The 16,801-nt window shown below is 66.0% G+C and carries 18 protein-coding genes; 13 read left to right on the forward strand and 5 right to left on the reverse strand.

Features of this window, described 5'->3' with window-relative positions; genetic code table 11:
* Nucleotides 1-9: 9 nt before the first annotated feature.
* From hemC to ppa, 5 genes are read left to right on the forward strand one after another with little or no spacing between them, the layout of a single operon-like run.
* Entirely contained in the window at nt 10-957 is a 948-nt protein-coding gene (gene hemC, locus IB258_RS23680) for a hydroxymethylbilane synthase (protein ID WP_192353284.1), read from the forward strand.
* Nucleotides 957-1,775 (forward strand): uroporphyrinogen-III synthase, encoded by an 819-nt coding sequence (locus IB258_RS23685; RefSeq protein ID WP_192353285.1) that lies wholly within the window; start codon nt 957-959, stop codon nt 1,773-1,775. The genes hemC and IB258_RS23685 overlap by 1 nt, the downstream gene beginning before the upstream one ends.
* A gap of 37 nt (nt 1,776-1,812) precedes the next feature.
* Nucleotides 1,813-3,006 (forward strand): uroporphyrinogen-III C-methyltransferase, encoded by a 1,194-nt coding sequence (locus IB258_RS23690; protein ID WP_054451064.1) that lies wholly within the window; start codon nt 1,813-1,815, stop codon nt 3,004-3,006.
* Between the two features lie 5 nt (nt 3,007-3,011).
* Nucleotides 3,012-4,634 carry a heme biosynthesis HemY N-terminal domain-containing protein gene (locus IB258_RS23695; RefSeq protein WP_119450539.1) on the forward strand — a complete coding sequence of 541 codons (1,623 nt, stop codon included), beginning with the start codon at nt 3,012-3,014 and terminating at the stop codon, nt 4,632-4,634.
* A 32-nt stretch (nt 4,635-4,666) separates the two neighbouring features.
* Nucleotides 4,667-5,197 carry an inorganic diphosphatase gene (gene ppa / locus IB258_RS23700; protein ID WP_013392552.1) on the forward strand — a complete coding sequence of 177 codons (531 nt, stop codon included), beginning with the start codon at nt 4,667-4,669 and terminating at the stop codon, nt 5,195-5,197.
* Here ppa and IB258_RS23705 read toward each other — a convergent pair whose 3' ends face one another.
* The 4 genes from IB258_RS23705 to IB258_RS23720 form a co-directional block, all read right to left on the reverse strand.
* Entirely contained in the window at nt 5,198-6,040 is an 843-nt protein-coding gene (locus IB258_RS23705; RefSeq protein WP_054451066.1) for an IclR family transcriptional regulator, read from the reverse strand.
* Between the two features lie 15 nt (nt 6,041-6,055).
* Nucleotides 6,056-6,817 (reverse strand): SDR family NAD(P)-dependent oxidoreductase, encoded by a 762-nt coding sequence (locus tag IB258_RS23710; protein WP_054451067.1) that lies wholly within the window; start codon nt 6,815-6,817, stop codon nt 6,056-6,058.
* Nucleotides 6,817-8,028, reverse strand: coding sequence for an ABC transporter substrate-binding protein (locus tag IB258_RS23715; RefSeq protein ID WP_054451068.1), 1,212 nt, complete (start codon nt 8,026-8,028; stop codon nt 6,817-6,819). Before IB258_RS23715 ends, IB258_RS23710 begins: the two co-directional genes overlap by 1 nt.
* Before the next feature lie 68 nt (nt 8,029-8,096).
* Nucleotides 8,097-8,495 (reverse strand): cupin domain-containing protein, encoded by a 399-nt coding sequence (locus IB258_RS23720; protein WP_054451069.1) that lies wholly within the window; start codon nt 8,493-8,495, stop codon nt 8,097-8,099.
* Between the two features lie 174 nt (nt 8,496-8,669).
* Between IB258_RS23720 and IB258_RS23725 the strand changes: the two genes are divergently transcribed.
* The 7 genes from IB258_RS23725 to IB258_RS23755 all read left to right on the forward strand — a co-directional run bounded on the left by IB258_RS23725 (nt 8,670) and on the right by IB258_RS23755 (nt 14,144).
* Nucleotides 8,670-9,449: an SDR family NAD(P)-dependent oxidoreductase gene (locus tag IB258_RS23725; protein WP_054451070.1), complete on the forward strand. Its 780-nt coding sequence runs from the start codon at nt 8,670-8,672 to the stop codon at nt 9,447-9,449.
* Between the two features lie 10 nt (nt 9,450-9,459).
* Nucleotides 9,460-10,221 (forward strand): ABC transporter ATP-binding protein, encoded by a 762-nt coding sequence (locus IB258_RS23730; protein WP_175181696.1) that lies wholly within the window; start codon nt 9,460-9,462, stop codon nt 10,219-10,221.
* A 1-nt stretch (nt 10,222) separates the two neighbouring features.
* Entirely contained in the window at nt 10,223-10,915 is a 693-nt protein-coding gene (locus IB258_RS23735) for an ABC transporter ATP-binding protein (protein ID WP_054451072.1), read from the forward strand.
* A gap of 13 nt (nt 10,916-10,928) precedes the next feature.
* On the forward strand, nt 10,929-12,806 hold the full coding sequence (locus IB258_RS23740; protein ID WP_192353286.1) for an ABC transporter permease: 1,878 nt from the start codon (nt 10,929-10,931) through the stop codon (nt 12,804-12,806).
* Nucleotides 12,806-13,108, forward strand: a complete 303-nt coding sequence (locus IB258_RS23745) for a Dabb family protein (protein WP_054451074.1) — start codon at nt 12,806-12,808, stop codon at nt 13,106-13,108. The genes IB258_RS23740 and IB258_RS23745 overlap by 1 nt, the downstream gene beginning before the upstream one ends.
* A 166-nt stretch (nt 13,109-13,274) precedes the next feature.
* The gene (locus tag IB258_RS23750) at nt 13,275-13,970 is read left to right on the forward strand and encodes a fumarylacetoacetate hydrolase family protein (protein WP_054451075.1); all 696 of its coding nucleotides are present in this window, start codon (nt 13,275-13,277) and stop codon (nt 13,968-13,970) included.
* Nucleotides 13,971-14,012: 42 nt separating this feature from the next.
* Entirely contained in the window at nt 14,013-14,144 is a 132-nt protein-coding gene (locus IB258_RS23755; protein ID WP_042792660.1) for an entericidin A/B family lipoprotein, read from the forward strand.
* Between the two features lie 70 nt (nt 14,145-14,214).
* On the opposite strand, the gene IB258_RS23760 is transcribed toward IB258_RS23755, so the two are convergent.
* The gene (locus IB258_RS23760; RefSeq protein ID WP_119450535.1) at nt 14,215-14,919 is read right to left on the reverse strand and encodes a TetR/AcrR family transcriptional regulator C-terminal domain-containing protein; all 705 of its coding nucleotides are present in this window, start codon (nt 14,917-14,919) and stop codon (nt 14,215-14,217) included.
* A gap of 440 nt (nt 14,920-15,359) precedes the next feature.
* On the opposite strand from IB258_RS23760, the gene IB258_RS30615 reads away from it, so the two are divergent.
* A complete protein-coding gene (locus tag IB258_RS30615; protein ID WP_192353287.1) occupies nt 15,360-16,781 on the forward strand; it encodes a carbohydrate porin in 1,422 nt (473 codons plus the stop codon).
* Nucleotides 16,782-16,801: the final 20 nt, after the last annotated feature.

Raw genomic sequence — 16,801 nt, forward strand, 5'->3', positions numbered from 1 at the left:
TGCCGTCTCGTGTCTCTACCGCAACGCCTGGTCATCGCGACCCGCGCCAGCCGGCTTGCCCTGTGGCAAGCCGAGCATGTGCGCGACCGGCTGCGCACGCTGTACCCGGCGTGCGCGGTTGAGCTACTCACCCTGACGACCCGAGGCGATCAGATCCTCGACCGCACGCTCTCCAAGGTGGGCGGCAAGGGTCTCTTCGTCAAGGAACTCGAAAACGCGCTGCTCGACGGCCGCGCCGATCTGGCCGTGCACTCCTTGAAGGACGTGCCGGTCGATCTGCAGGCGCCGTTCGAGCTTTGCGCTGTCCTCGATCGCGCGGATCCGCGCGATGCCTTCGTCTCCAATACCCATGGCTCGCTGGCCGACCTGCCCGCGGGCGCCGTCGTCGGCACGTCCAGCCTGCGCCGCGAATCCCAGATCCGTGCGCGCTATCCCGAGCTGGTCGTGAAGCCGCTGCGCGGCAATCTCGATACGCGCCTGGGCAAGCTGGACAAGGGCGAATACGACGCCATCGTGCTGGCCGCTGCCGGCCTGGAGCGGCTGGGCCTGGGCTTGCGCATCCGCAGCCTGCTCGAACCGGAAGACAGCCTGCCGGCGGCCGGGCAGGGTGCCTTGGGCATCGAGATCCGCGACGACCGCGACGACATGCGCGCCTGGCTGGCCCCCTTGGTCAGCGCCGACACCACGTCCTGTGTGGTGGCCGAGCGCGCCGTGTCCCGCAAGCTGGGCGGATCCTGCCAGGTGCCCCTGGCGGCGTACGCGGAAATTGCCGGCGGCACCTTGTCGTTGCGCGCCTTGGTGGCGTCGCCCGACGGCGTGCGCATGGTCCATACGGCCCGCAGCGGTCCGGTGGCCGAGGCCCAGGCCATCGGCGAGGCCGCGGCGCAGGCGCTGCTGGACGCAGGCGCCCAGGACATCCTGCGCGAACTGCTGCAAGACCCGCCCAGGGCCGACTGATGGTCATGGCGTCCGCAGCCGCCGAACCGCCGCGGGTCGCCATCCTGACGCGGCCCGACGGCCGCAACGAGGCCCTGGCAGGCCGCCTGCAGAGCGCCGGCTGGACGCCCTGCATTCTTCCTGCCCTGGAAATCCAGGTTTTGCCGGCCGCGGTCGGCGGGCCGCCGCGTCCGTCCGACTACGACATGGTCGTGTTCGTCAGCGGCAATGCGGCCAGGCTGTACCTGGAACAATGGGCGCAGGCGGACGGGCCGGCTCCCTGGCCGGCGGGCGTCATCGCCGCCACAGTCGGGCCGGCCAGTGCGCAGGCCTTGCGCCTGTCCCCCTGCTTTGGCGCGAATACAACAGTTTTGCATCCCCCTGAAAGCGCGCCCAGCCACGATTCCGAGGCGCTCTGGGCGGTTTTGCAGGGGCTGCCGCAAATGCCCGCGCGCGTGCTGCTGGTGCGCGGCACGCAGGGCCGCGACTGGCTTGGTGACAAGCTCGAGGCGCACGGCGCGGCCGTGACGCGCCATGCTGCCTACCTGCGGCGCCCCGCGAGCTGGGGCGCCGATCAGGTCGCCAGCCTGCGGCGCTGGGCGGACGCGGGCATTCCGGCCACTTGGCTGATCACCAGCGGCGAGGGCGCGGATGCGTTGCGGGCAGGCCTGGAGGCGGCTGGCCTGGCGGACTGGTGGGCGCGGTGCAGCTTTGTGCTGACGCATCCCTCCCTGGAGCGCCGGCTGCCACAGCCCTGTCATGAAGGCGGGGCGCGGCCGATGGTAAAAATCTGCTTGCCCAACGACGAGTCGATATTCCAGGCTTTTGTTGCTGCTTGATTCGTTGCATCGGACTGACACCGAATACAATCGCGTCATGACAGACAAGACTCCCGCTACCGATCCGGTCGTTCCGACGGCCGCCCCGGGTGCAAGCGCGCCCGCGTCGGCCCCGGCCGATTCCGTCAAGGCCCGCCCGGCCAAGCGCCGCAGTGGCCCGCTGGTCCCCGCCCTCATCATCCTGATCCTGTTGGCCGCCGGCCTGGGTTACGCCCTCTGGATGCAGCGCACCCAGTTCGTGTCCGCCGGCCGCGAGGTCGCCACGCGCCTCGAAACGCTGACCACCGATCTGGCGCAAGCCCGCAAGGACACCCGCGAGGCCCTGGCCCTGGCCCAAGCCCAGGCCGGCCGCGTCGGCGAACTTGAAGACACCGTGCGCGAAACCCAAAGCCAGTACAACGCCTTGCAGCTGGCTTGGCAGAACTTCAACGACAGCGCCAGCGACGAACTGCTTGCCAACGACGTCGAGCGCCTGTTGACCATCGCCAACCAGCAACTGCGCCTGGCCGGCAATGTCTCCAACGCGATCGTGGCGCTGGAAACGGCGCAATCGCGCCTGGCGCGCGCCGACCGCCCGCGCTTCTCCAGCCTGCAGCAAGCCATCAACGGCGACCTGGACCGCTTGCGCGCCGTGTCCACCGTGGATATCCCTGCCCAGTCGGCCCGCATCGACCGCCTCGTGGCGCTGATCGGCAAGGCGCCGCTGCTGGTGCCGGACGCCGCCGCCCCGGGTGTGGCGCCTGCCGGCGAAGCCGCGCCGGCGGCCGCACCTGCCCCCGCGGTCGATCCGCTGGCGGGCTTGCCGGCCGACGCGCCCTGGTGGCAGCGCTGGCGCGCCGAGATGGCCTCCTGGCCCGGCCGCGCCGGCTCCGCGCTGGCGCATGAACTGGGCGGCCTGATCACGATCCAGCGCGTGGACGAGCCGGCTGCCTTGCTGCTGTCGCCCGACCAGGCCGACCAGGTGCGCGGCACGCTGCGCCAACGCCTGCTGACGGCGCAACTGGCCATGCTGATGCGCCAGCCCGCCGTCTGGAAGAGCGAACTCGACAACGTCGGCGTCACGCTCGCCAAGTATTTCGACGGCCGGTCCCCCGACACCGTCGCGGCCCAGACCCTGGCACGCGAACTGGCGCAGACCGACATTGCCGTGCGCATGCCGGAAGTGGCCGACAGCCTGAACGCCGTGGCCGCGCTGCGCGCCGCGGGCTTCAAGACCAGCGGACAGGACTGAGGCTTATGCGTACCTGGTTCTGGACACTGCTGCTCGCCGTCGTCGCCGTCGCCCTGGCGGTGGTGCTGCGTTCGCACTCCGGCAACGTGCTGTTGCTGGTCTGGCCGTGGCGCATCAGCATGTCGCTGACGTTGGCGGTCCTGCTGATCGTCGCGGCCTTCATCGTGCTGTACGTGGGCCTGCGCCTGCTGGCGTGGCTGCTGGCCATCCCCGACCGCGTGCGGGCCTGGCGCGGCAAGCGCGCCCAGGCGCGCGACCACGAATTGCTGGAACGCGGCTGGATCGGCCTGCTGGAAGGGCGTTACACCACCGCCGAAAAAGACCTGACCAAGCTGCTGGACCAGACCAAGGTCCAGACGCGCCGCGTGCTGGCGGCCTTGTCCGCCGCCCGCGCCACGCATGGCCTGGGCGAGTTCGACCGCCGCGACCGCCTGCTGGCGATCGCGCAGGAGCAAGCCGGCACGGATGCCGGCCTGATCGAAGCCACTGCCACCGTGTCGGCCGACATGCTGCTGGACCAGGGCCGCGCCGAGCGCGCGCTGGCCGTGCTGGAGCCGCTGGCCGACGGCGGCGCGCGCCATCTGCACACCATGCGCCTGCTGCTGCGTGCGCACACCGCCCTGCATCATGACGAACAGGTGTTCACGCTGGCGCGGGGCCTGGTGCGCCGCAATGCGCTGGCCCGTTCCGAAGCCGATCAATTGATCGACGCTTCGGGCGCGGCGCGGCTGCGCGCCGCCGCCGCAGGTGGCAGCGACGCCTGGCGCGCCATCTGGAAGGATCTCAAGGCCGAGGAGCGCCTCCTGCCGGAAATCGCGCTGGCGGGCGCGGCGGCGTTCGAGGCCGCCGGTGAAGCCAGCGAGGCCGCACGCGTGCTGGAAGCCGCAGTCGCCGTGAAGTTCAATCCCGCCCTGGTGGCGGCCTACGCCCGCTGCGAGGCCGAGCAGGTGTCGCGCCGGCTGGCCCGTGCCGAAACCTGGCTGCAACAGCGTCCCACCGATCCGGACCTGCTTACCGCGCTGGGCATGCTGTGCCTGAACGGCCAGCTCTGGGGCCAGGCCGAACGCTATCTGTTGCGCAGCCTGAGCCGCCGCAGCGATGCGCAGACGCATGCGCTGCTGGGCAGCCTGTACGACCGCCTGGACCGTCCCGCCGACGCAGTGCGCCACTGGCGCCTGGCAACGGCGGCCAGCATGGCGCTGCCGGTGCTGGCGGCGGATGCCGCCTTGCCGGCCGCGGACACCGGTTCGGATCCTTACCGCGTGGACGCCGAAGGCGGCTATGCGGTGGGCCTGTCCGACGTCGACAGCGACACCGAACTTGGCGGCGATTACCCCGCGCTGCCGCCGGCCGTGGCGGCGTCGGCCTCCGACTACGTGCTGGATCCGGACGCTCGCGAGAACAAAGAACAGCGCGAGCGTGCGCTGGCTCCCGAGGATGCCCCGCTGGCCGGCGGCGGCACCTCCGACATCGACGAGTACTTCGACAGCGCCCCCATCCCGGCGGCGGCTTTCGATGATCCCGTGCCCACGTACGCTCCGGCTACGCCCGCTGGGTCCAAGCCCGCGCCTGCCGCCGCGCCCGTGCCGGCTACCAAGCCGCCGTTCAAGGACGACGGCTCGATTTGAACAATCCTTCAGACACACAACAAGGTTGAATCATGAGTCTTGATCGCGTCTCCCCTGGCAAGAAGCTGCCGGAAGACTTCAACGTCATCATCGAAATCCCCATGAACGCCGACCCGGTGAAGTACGAGGTCGACAAGGACACGGGCGCGATTTTCGTTGACCGCTTCATGCTGACTGCCATGCACTACCCGTGCAACTACGGCTACATCCCGCAAACCCTGTCCGAAGACGGCGACCCCGCCGACGTGCTGGTGCTGACCCCGTTCCCGATCCAGATCGGCGCGGTCGTGCGCTGCCGCGCCATCGGCGTGCTGGAAATGGACGACGAGTCGGGCGGCGACGCCAAGCTGTTGGCCGTGCCGATCGAAAAGCTGTACCCCCCGTACCGCAACATCAAGTCCTACGAAGATCTGCCGGCGGAAGACATCTCCCGCATCCAGCATTTCTTCGAGCACTACAAGGACCTGGAAAAGGGCAAGTGGGTCAAGGTCAAGGGCTGGAAGGGCCTGGACGCCGCGCACGAGGAAATCGTCCGCAGCGCCGAGCGCTACAACAAGGCCTGATTACGGCTTCCTGGATTTGGCCGGCGCAGCGCCGCCGGCTGACGTCTTGATGCGGCGCGGCCGCGACGGCATGATGCCGATCGCCGCCGCGCCGTTGCTTTGCGGAGCCTGCAGATTGCGCGACACCTGCGCGGCCGCGATCTGGATGCGCGCCTGCAGTACCTCCAGCCGCTCGGCCGAGGTGCGCGCTTCGGCGGCGATGAACACCAGGCTGCCCACGACTTTCTGTTCGGCGCTGAAGATGGCCGAGCCTATGCCTATCAGCCCAGGGTCGACCTCGCCGTGCGACACGTAGACGCCGGCTGCGCGCAGGCGCTTGAGGTTGGCGCGGAATTCGTCCCAATCCTCCCCCAGCCCGGCTTCGCGGATTTCCGCGGCGTGCCACAGCATCAGGTTGCGCAGCTGGTACGGCGGCAGGTTGGCCAGGATGGGCTTGGCGGTGGCGCCATGGAACATGGTGTAGGGACGGCCGCGCGCGTAGCTCGATTCGATGGAATCATCGGTCCAGTAGCGGTCCACGCACATGACCTTGTCGCCGTAGTAGTTGCACAGCATCAGGTTGGCGTGCAGCTCGTCGCCGGTGGCCCGCATGACCTCGCGCGCCGCGCGCATCAGCGGATCGTGCTGGCGAAGATGGCGGTCCAGCTCGATGATGCGCGACCCCAGCACGTAGGCGCCGCCCGAGGTGGGCGCCAGCAGCCCGCTTTCGGTCAGCGACTTGAGGTAGCGGTAAGCCGTGGCGCGCGAGCAGTCCAGATGCGCCATGACGTCTTCCTGGAACGCGGCGGTGGTGTCGTCGCGAAAGAGGTCGAGGATGGACAACATGCGGTCTGGAGTGCTCATTGCGGGAGGGCGCGCCTAGTGAATGTGGAAGCCGCCATTGACGTCGACCACGATGCCGGTTGAGTAGGAGGACAGGTCCGAGGCCAGGAAAAGTATGGCCTGGGCGACTTCGGCGGGCGAGCCGAAACGCTGTAGCGGAATGCCCTGTTTGAGTTCTTGTTCCCAATTTTCGCCGAATTTTCCCAGCGTCATGTCCGTTTCGATGATGCCGGGCGCCACGCAATTGGCGCGCACCCCGCGCGGGCCGAGCTCGCGCGCCAGCGCCTTGGTGAAGCTGATGACGCCGCCCTTGGATGCGGCGTAATGCGAGCCGCCCAGCAGGCCGCCGCCGCGCAAGGCGGCGGTGGAGCCCAGATTGACGATGGCCGGACGCCGCGCGCTTTGCAGCAATTCCGGCAGCGCCGCATGCGTGACGTTGTAGGTGCCGGTCAGGTTCACCTCCACCATGCGGCGGAACTCGTCTTCGGGCAGGTCCCAGATGCGCGTGGCCGCGACGATGCCGGCGTTGTTGACCAGCACGTCGATGCCGCCGAGCGCCTCGCGGGCGCGGGCAATCGCCGCCTCGCAGGAGGCCGAACGGGACACGTCGCAGTGCAGGTCGATGCGGCTCGCGGCGAGCGCCGCGCCGGCGCCTTCCGGATAGGCCTGGTCCAACACCGCGACCGTGGCGCCCTGGGCGATGAAGAGCTCGACGATGGCGGCGCCTATGCCACGGGGGTTGGCGCCCCCGGTGACAATGGCGCGCTTGCCGGCCAGCAGTCCAAGCGCGCCGTCCATCACGATTTCACCAGCGGGCAGGCGCCGTCCTTGAGCGGACGGAAGGCCTGTTCGGCCGGAATCTTGCGCACCAGGTTGTAGTAGTCCCAGTCGCGCTTGGATTCCGAGGGCTTCTTGACCTGGAACAGATAGAGATCGCGCATGATGCGGCCGTCCTCGCGGATGCGGCCGTTCTCGGTCATGAAGTCGTTGATGGGCGTCTCATGCATCTTCTTCAGCACCGGCTCGGACGCGTCCGTGCCCGCCGCCTTGACGGCGTTCAGGTAGTGCATGGCGGCGCTGTAGTTGCTGGCCTGGACCATGGACGGCATGCGGCCGGTGCGTTTGAAATAACGCTCGGACCATTGCCGCGACTTGTCGTCCAGGTCCCAGTAGAAGGGTTCCACCAGGTTCAGTCCCTGCGCGTATTCCAGCCCCACGCTGCGCACGTCCACGATGCTCATGAAGAGGGCGGCCACGCGCTGCTTGCTGCCCATGATGCCGAACTCGAACGCCTGCTTGATGCTGTTGATGGTGTCGCCGCTGCCGTTGGCCAGGCCGATCACCTGGGCCTTGGAGGCCTGCGCCTGCAGCAGGAACGAGGAGAAGTCCGCGCTGGCGATCGGGTGGCGCACGCTGCCTACGACCTGGCCACCCTTGGCCTTGACCACCGCCATGGCGTCGCGCTCCAGCGAATGGCCGAAGGCGTAATCGGAAGTGATGAAGTACCAGCTCTTGCCGCCGTCTTCCATGACGCCGTTGGCCACGCCGGTGGCATAGGCATAGGTGTCGTAGGTCCAGTGCATGCCGTTGGGCGAGCAGGCCTTGCCCGTCAGGTCGGCGGAGCCTGCGCTGGTGAAGATCACCACGCGCTTCATCTGGCGGGTCAGGTCCTGCACCGCCAGTGCGATCGCGGAGTTGGGCACGTCCAGGATCAGGTCCACCTTGTCATTCTCGTACCAGCGGCGCGCGGTCGCCACGCCGATGTCGACCTTGTTCTGGTGGTCGGCCGAGATCACTTCGATGGGCTTGCCCAGCACGGTGCCGCCGAAATCCTCGACGGCCATCTTCACGGCTTCCACGCCAAACTTGCCGGACAGGTCGGCCATCATGCCGGACTGGTCGCCGAGCACGCCGATCTTCACGACGTCATCGGATACCTGGGCCTGGGCCGATACGGACAGGGCGCCCAGCACGCAGGCGGCCAGGCTGTTCTTCAAACGGGTCTTCATGGGTATGTCTCCTCGGGGGCTAGTTTCTTTGCGCGCCGTCCTGTGCCGGACGGTCGCGCCGGGGCCGCTTACTCCAGCGTCTGGCCGGCGTAGGCGTCGATGAACATATTGGGTTTCAGGAAGAAGCTCAGCACCAAAGCGCCATTGGGCGCGCGCGCCACGTGCCGGTTGCCGCGCGGACGCCACACGTAGTCGCCAGCGCAGACCTCGCCTTCGGCGTCGACGATCGAGCCTTCCAGCACGAAGGTCTGTTCGACCTCCACGTGCTCATGCAGCGGCAGTTCGGTGCCGGGCTGCCAGCGGAACAGGGCGGTCAGCAAGCCGGTCTCCTTGTCCTGCATTAGCACCTTCATGTCTATGCCTTCCACTTGCGTCGGTTTCCACGGCAGATCGGCAACTTTGAGGAAGCGTGAAGCCAGGGGCGGCAAGGCGTTGGCTGCGGGGCAGCCGGGAGTTTCCAGGGCCATGATGTCTCCTACCAGAACTCTTTATGAGAGATAAAGAAAAAATCTTGTTATTGAGTGTTTAAAAATAGTCGCGTATATTGAGATTTATGTCAATCATGTTTTCGCCCGGCGCAAGCATGCAGCGACACAGGCCGGGCCAAGAAATCCGGCGCATATAAGACCAAGGAGACAAGCTTGAAACACGACTATCTGGACCGCACATTCGGTCTGGCGGGGCGCGTCGCGCTGGTGACGGGCGCAGCAAGGGGACTGGGCTACGCCATCGCGCGAGCATTGGGCCAGGCTGGCGCCCAGGTGGTAATCAACGATCTTTCCGGCGAGGCCTGCGCGGCCGCCTGCGAGCGCCTGGCGGCCGAAGGCATCAAGGCCCACGGGGCGCCTTTCGATGTCGCCGACGAAAAGGCCGTGGCCGATGCCGTCGCGCAACTGGATAACGCAGGGCTGGCGGTCGACGTACTGGTCAGCAATGCCGGCAACCAGAACCGCAAGCCCGTGGTGGAGATGAGCTCCGCCGAATGGCAGGCCTTGCAGAACGTGCACGTCAACGGCGCCTTCCATTGCGCGCGGGCCGTGCTGCCCGGCATGGGCAAGCGCGGCTTCGGCCGCATCGTGCTGATGTCGTCCGTGGCAGGGCAGGCCACCATGCCCAACATCGCCGCCTACGCCACGGCCAAGGGCGCGATCGCGGCCTTCACGCGCGCGCTGGCGGTCGAATACGGCGCCAGCGGCATCACCTGCAATGCGCTGGCGCCCGGTTTCGTGCGCACCGATTTCACGCAGGGGCTGCAGGACAATCCGCAGTTCCAGTCCTTCCTGGCCACGGCGGTGCCCGCCGGCCGCTGGGCCGCGCCGGAAGACATTGCACCCGCGGTGGTCTACCTGGCCTCGCCGGGCGCCGCGTTCGTCAACGGACACGTCCTGGCGATCGACGGCGGCCTGCTGGCCCGCATGTAGGAGCGCGCCCATGAACACCCCAGCGGTCCTGTCCGCCCAGGGATTGGTCAAGCGGTTCGGCGGCTTCAATGCCGTCGACGGCGTGTCCCTGTCCCTGCGCGAAGGCTCCATCCATGCCTTGATCGGCCCCAATGGCGCAGGCAAAACCACCTGCTTCAACCTGCTGACCAAGTTCCTCGCGCCCGACGCGGGCGTCATCCACTATCGCGGCCGCGACATCACGGCGCTGGCGCCCGAGCAGATCGCGCGCCTGGGCATCGTCCGCTCGTTCCAGATATCCGCCGTGTTCCTGGGCCTGACGGCGCTGCAGAACATGCGCGTGGCGCTGATGCGCCAGCACGGCGATGGTTGGCGCTTCTGGCGCAGCCGCAGCAGCATCGACCACCTGAACGGCCGCGCCATGGAACTGCTGGACGCGGTCGGCCTCTCCGGCCTGGCGCACACCACCGCGGCGCTGCTGCCTTATGGACGCAAGCGCGCACTGGAAATCGCGATGACTCTGGCGCTGGAGCCGGAAATCATGTTGCTGGACGAGCCCATGGCGGGCCTGGGCCAGGAGGACGTGACCCGCATCGCCGCGCTGATCCGGCGCGCGTCCGCCAACCGCAGCATCCTGATGGTCGAACACAACCTGTCGGTAGTGGCGGATCTGTCCGACACCATCACGGTGCTGGCGCGCGGCGCGGTGCTGGCCGAGGGCGACTACGCCACCGTGTCGAGCGACGAGCGCGTCATCACGGCCTACATGGGCTCCGACGAGGAGGCGCACTGAGATGCTGGTTATCAAGGACCTCAACGCCTGGTACGGCGAATCCCACGTGCTGCACGGCGTGGACATGGAAGTCAGGCGCGGCGAACTCGTCACCATCCTGGGCCGCAACGGCGCGGGCAAGACCACCACGCTGCGCGCCATTATGGGCATCATGGACAAGCGGCGCGGTTCCATCCGCTTGAACGGCCAGGAGACCGTGGGCATGGCGGCGCACCGCATTCCGCGGTTGGGCGTGGTGTATTGCCCCGAAGAACGGGCCGTGTTCCGCAGCCTGGACGTGACCGAAAACCTGATGCTGCCGCCGCGCCTGGCCGATGGCGGCATGTCGCTGGACGAAATCTACACGCTGTTTCCCAACCTGCGCGAACGCAGCGCCAGTTCCGGCGGCAACCTGTCGGGCGGCGAACAGCAGATGCTGGCGATCGCGCGCATCCTGCGCACCGGCGCCCAGCTCATCCTGCTGGACGAACCCACCGAGGGCCTCGCGCCCGTCATCGTGCAGCAGATCGGGCATGCCATCCGCACCCTGAAGGAGCGGGGCTTCACCATCGTGCTGGTCGAGCAGAACTTCCGTTTCGCGACCAAGGTGGCTGACCGCCACTACGTCATGGAGCACGGCTGCGTCGTCGACCAGCTGTCGGCAGAAGAAGCGCGCAACGATCCCGAGCGGATCAAGCGCCGCCTGGGCGTCTGAGGGGAGAATCCACGTGTTCGAAATATTCGGCGTGCCGTCCACGGCACTATTCGGCCAACTGCTGCTCGGCCTGATCAACGGTTCGTTCTACGCACTGCTGTCGATCGGGCTGGCGGTGATCTTCGGCCTGTTGAACATCATCAACTTCGCCCATGGCGCGCAGTACACGGCGGGCGCATTCCTGGCCTGGATGCTGCTGAACTATCTGGGCGTGAACTACTGGGCAGCGCTGGTGCTGGTGCCGCTTATCATGGCCGTGTTCGCCATCGTGGTCGAGCGCCTGCTGATCTCGCGCACCTACCGCATGGATCACTTGTACGGGCTGTTGCTGACCTTTGGCATCGCGCTGCTGATCGAAGGCGGCCTGCGTCAGGCCTATGGCGTATCGGGGTTGCCCTACACGATACCCAAGGCGTTGTCTGGCGGCGTCAACCTGGGCTTCATGTTCCTGCCCTGGTATCGCGGCTGGGCGGTGGCGGTGTCGCTGGTGCTGTGCCTGGCCGTGTGGGTGCTGATCGAGAAGACCCGCGTGGGCGCGATGCTGCGCGCGGCCACCGAGAATCCGACGGTGGTGCGCTCCTTCGGCATCAACGTGCCGCTGCTCATCACGCTGACCTACGCGCTGGGCGTGGCGCTGGCGTCGGTGGCGGGCGTGATCGCCGCGCCGATCTACCAGGTCAGTCCGATGATGGGCTCCAACCTCGTGGTGGTGGTGTTCGCGGTGGTGGTGATCGGCGGCATGGGCTCCATCATGGGCGCCATCATCAGTGGTTTCGGGCTGGGCATCATCGAAGGCCTGACCAAGGTGTTCTATCCCGAGGCCGCCAACCTGGCGATCTTCATCATCATGGTGCTGGTGCTGCTGTGCAAGCCCGCGGGCCTGTTCGGCAAGCCGCTGCAGGTGCAGAACGTGCTGGCCGCCGAGGCCACGCGCGAGCCGGTGCAGCTGAGCCGCCGCGGCATGCGCGTGGCGATGGCTGTGCTGGCCGTGGCCGCCATCGCCGCGCCCTGGTTCATCTATCCGACCTTTCTGATGAAGGTGCTGTGCTTCGCGCTGTTTGCCGCGGCCTTCAATCTGCTGGTGGGCTACGTGGGCCTGCTGTCGTTCGGCCATGCCGCGTTCTTCGGCGCGGCTGCCTACGCGACCGGCATCGTGATGAAGCTGCTGAGCGCCACGCCCGAACTCGGCCTACTGGCCGGGGTGCTGACGGGGGGGCTGCTGGGTCTGGCGTTTGGCGCCGTCGCGATCCGGCGCCAGGGCATCTACTTCGCGATGATCACGCTGGCGTTGTCGCAACTGGTCTATTTCATCGCGGTCCAGGCGGGCTTTACCGGCGGCGAGGACGGGCTGCAGAGTGTGCCGCGCGGCAAGCTGTTCGGCATCTTCGATCTTGAAGGCGTGATGCCGATGTATTACTTCGCGTTGGCCGTGTTCGCGCTGGGCTATGCCTTCGTGCTGCGCGTGCTGAACTCGCCCTTTGGCGAGGTGATCCGTTCGGTGCGCGACAACGAGCAGCGCGCCCGCTCGCTGGGCTATTCCACCTCGCGCTACAAGCTGATGGCGTTCACGCTGTCGGCCTCGGTGGCGGGGCTGGCCGGCGGCCTGAAGGTGCTGGTGTTCGGCGTCGCGTCGTTGACGGACGTGCATTGGCACGCCAACGGCGAAGTGGTGCTGATGGCGCTGCTGGGCGGTATCGGCACGGTGTTCGGCCCGCTGGCCGGCGCGTTCACCTTCGTGTCGCTGCAGAACTACCTGGCGCCGCTGGGCTCCTGGGTGCTCATCGTCCAGGGCGCAATCTTCGTCCTCTGCGTCCTCCTGTTCCGCGACGGCATCATGGGATTGGTCTCGCGAGCCTGGCTGGCGCTTACCCGCACGAAAAAGGAATCCTGATGTACTTGCATGTCGTAATGCTGCAGCTGTCCGAGGCCGCCGACGCGCGCTTCCATGACCGCGTCCAGGGCTATTGCCAACGCATCCTGGCCGAATGCGAAGGCGTGGCGGGCTACGCCTTCCGGCCCAACGAAGCCAGCCGCTCGGACGGCCTGACCCACGCCGTGGTGGCGGCCTTTGCGGACAGCCCCGCGCATGACCGCTACCAGGTCTCGCCCGCGCACCAGGAGATGAAGGCCTACATGGCCGGCTTCATCGAGCGCCTGGTGGTGTATGACGGGGAAATTCCTACGTTCAGCTGAATTGCCCGAACCGCGCCCGGGCTCCCGGAAAGGGATAAACTCGCGGATGACTTTTCATCGTCTGGCCGCCTGCAGGGCAGGCCGCCCGCGGTAGCGGGCGCCTCGCGGGGCTGGCTGTTTTCTATTGCCGGATTCCGGCCACGTATTCTTCATAGGTCGAGTGAACATGGACTACGTATTGCCCCCTCAGCCGCCCGTCGCGGTTCCCGTTGCCGGCAGCGCCGCGCTGTTTCCGGTGCGCCGCGTCTATTGCGTCGGCCGCAATTATGCCGAACACGCCAAGGAAATGGGCTTCACGGGCCGCGAGGATCCGTTCTTCTTCTGCAAGCCGGCCGACGCCGTGCTGAGCGTGGCCGACGGCGAAACCGGCAAGATGCCGTATCCGCCCAAGACCTCCAACCTGCACTACGAAATGGAATTGGTCGTGGTGCTGGGCAAGGGCGGCCGCGACATCCCGGTCGAACAGGCCAATGAGTGTGTGTGGGGCTATGCGCTGGGCCTGGACATGACCCGCCGCGACCTGCAAGGCGAAATGAAGAAGCAGGGCCGCCCCTGGGAAATCGGCAAGGCCTTCGACCTGTCCGCGCCGCTGGGTCCGATCCATCCGCGCAGCGTCGTCGGCACCCTGGAAAAGGGCGCCATCTGGCTGGACGTGAATGGCCAGCGCAAGCAGTCCAGCGACATTTCGCAGATGCTGTGGAACATTCCTGAGAGCATTTCCTACCTGTCCGGCCTGTTCGAACTGCAACCCGGCGACCTCATCTTCACCGGCACGCCCGAAGGCGTGGGCGCCGTGCTGCAAGGCGACGTGATCACCGGCGGCGTCGAAGGCCTGGGTGAACTGCGCGTCCAGATCGTTTAAAGTACGCCCCGGATCCGTTTTCACTACTTCAGGAGCGCCAGCATGCGCAGCAAGATCGTGCTGACCGCCTTCGTCGTGTTCGGCTTCGTTCTCGCCGGTTGCAACACCGTCGCGGGCATGGGCAAGGACATGTCGAAGGCAGGCAACGCCATTACCAACGCCGCCGACAAGTAATTGCCGGGGCGGTTTTGAGAAGGCCTGAGTTGGGAGTCACGCCCCGCTCAGGCCTTTGCACGTTCAGGCGCTAGGAAGCAAGGTGTGCTTCTGCGCCCGCTATGAAAATCCTGAGTGAGAAATCGAGTTGCTCGGGCCCGTAGGTGTCGATTCCCAATGCGACGGCCTGGCGTAGCCGTGAATAGGACTTTCCATCGACCGAATCCAGCCATTTCTGAAGCTGGCGAGGTCTGGTGCGATCGACCGCTGACCTGGCCTGCCAGATATCCTTCACATGGCCAACGCAGAGGGCGGCCAGCAGCACGGCCAGGCGCACCGCGGCCGCTTCGCTGAAGCCCGCCCGATTCAGCTGTTCGAGCAATTCCTCGGTCGGCAGCAGGTTCCAGCTCATCAGCTCGGAATCGTCAAAGCGAAGATGTTCCGCCAAGCCCCCCATGGCGACGGCGGCGTCGACCAGGTGGGTCGCGTAGGTCCTGCATGCGTCTTGCCATGTGGCCGCGTGAGCGATGTCGGCGCTGCTGAAGCTGGCCGTCAGCGTGTCCTTCGCGACAAGCGCCAGCAGCGTCTGGCGATCTTTCACGTGATAGTTGAGCGCCTTCCGGTCCACATTGAGCGCATCCGCCAGTGCCTGCATCGACAATTTGTCGTGACCGATGCGCCTTGCCGCCCGCAAGATCCGGTCCAGATCAAGGCCGGCTCGTTCTCCTCTTCCGCGCTCAACTTCCCCTAAAACGTCTTTTTTCATCGTCTTTTCGGCGTGATGTTTGGTCAACAAGCAGGCCGCCTCAAGTCTGCTTGAGCGCGGAAAGCATGGCACATCCTGAGGAAAACCCTGCTTGACCTCAGTTGATCGTAACACTAACTTCAACGCCATATTCCCGGCCGGGAATAAGGCGTTGAAGAGGCGGGATGCTGATCAGAGGGTGCATGGATCGCTGCCAACAACGTCGTGACCAGCAGCAGGCTGCACGGAATGGAGGTGGTTCGCCCAGTGATCAACTTTCGACACCGGTCGGCATGAAATATCTCAATTGGCCCCAAGCCTGGAGCATCCGGGCCGGGCTATCGAGACGGCTGCGGACGCGCTATCGGGATGCCTCCCCTCCTTGAATTCTTGCATCGACCATGACCTATGCGTACATGCCCGATTGTTATGTCTAAACAATCCAGATTTTTCAGAGAACAAGCGAGAAATCCGGGATTGAAGGAGGCCGCGTGCCAAACCAGATCATCAATTGGCGCCAGGTCAAAGTGCCGGCGCACTCGATCGTGTCGATCTTTACCGCCATGGGGGCGATTGCATGGGACTGCAATGCCTCTGAATCCCGAACGGGGCTCGAGCGCGGAACCGTCGCTCAGCTACGGCCCTCATCCGAGGCCTCGGTCGCGGAATCCGCGCCGCCGCCTGCGTCTGATTTTGCGTCTCTTGAGCGCCTGATGGAGCAGGGCGCGCTGGTCCGGATTCCGTCGATTCGAGACACAGTGCTGCGGGATGCCGGCGGATTCCGTTCCGACCTGGCGCGGCACGGGATCGGTTTTCAGATAGTCAGCTTGAACTCCGCGGCTTACGACCTCAAAGGCGGAAACCCGAGGACGCATCGCAAGCAGTCGTACAACGGCCAGGTTCCCACCGTCGCGGAGACACAGCAGCTTGTCCTGACTTATGACCTGGGTCAGCACGGAAACGATCAAAGCCAGTTGATTTTCAGCGCCATGACGGGGCACGCGAGCTGGGCGCCGAAGGGGCCTTCGGCGGACATTGCGCTGAGCCGGCTGGCGTACTTCACCACATTCAACAACCGTCAGTGGGAGTTGAAGGCAGGCTATCTCAGCAATGCCCTGGAGTTCGTGGGCTTGTACGTTGGCGGTTCGTTGGCGGTCGGCGCGCAAGGGATGAATGCCATCATTCCCTTTCAGGTCGGCCTGTCACGCCTGCCTTTCGCCACCCCGGGCGTAAACGTGACCTACAACGGCTCTGGCGGCTTCTACAACAAGACCGGAATTCAGCGCAGCATAAGCCCCTATGGAGCAGAGGCCGAAGAGTCGGAACATCAGCATGGGCTGAAGTGGAAAACGCCGGGAAGCGGGTGGTTGGCGATCAACGAAACCGGAGTGAAGCAGCAAGCAAGTCCCGACAACCCTTCGAGATGGTTTCGGATCGGGGGGATTTTCAATACGTCCGACTACGCCAGGTTCGATTCCCGCCAGCGCAGCTCGAACAACTACGCGCTCTATGCCGCGGGAGACCAGCAGATTTCGCGGCTGACGCCCAACTCCTCGTCTGCGCAGGGATGGTACGCCGGCCTTTCCTTGCACCTTGCTCCCGCGGATCAGAATCTGTACACCAAGTTCGTGGAGGCCAGGCTATATACGATAGGGACGTTTCCATCGCGACCCTATGACATGCTATCCGTCACGGTCACCTGGTCGGATTTCAGCGATACCGCGAAGGACGCGTTCGGCAAGCGGGGCGTGGACACGGCCAACTCGAGCAGTGCGGCCATGGTGTCCTACATGGCGCGCCTCTATCCCGGCGTCTATCTGAGCACGGGACTCAGCTACATCCGATCCCCGTCATTCGTGCCCGTGGACAACAATGCCTTGAATTTTCTGGTGGGGTTCAACATGTTCATGTAAGGGGGGCATTCTTCCCTTCC

This window comes from Achromobacter sp. ACM02, assembly GCF_014851605.1.
GTDB classification, from domain to species: domain Bacteria; phylum Pseudomonadota; class Gammaproteobacteria; order Burkholderiales; family Burkholderiaceae_B; genus Achromobacter; species Achromobacter aegrifaciens.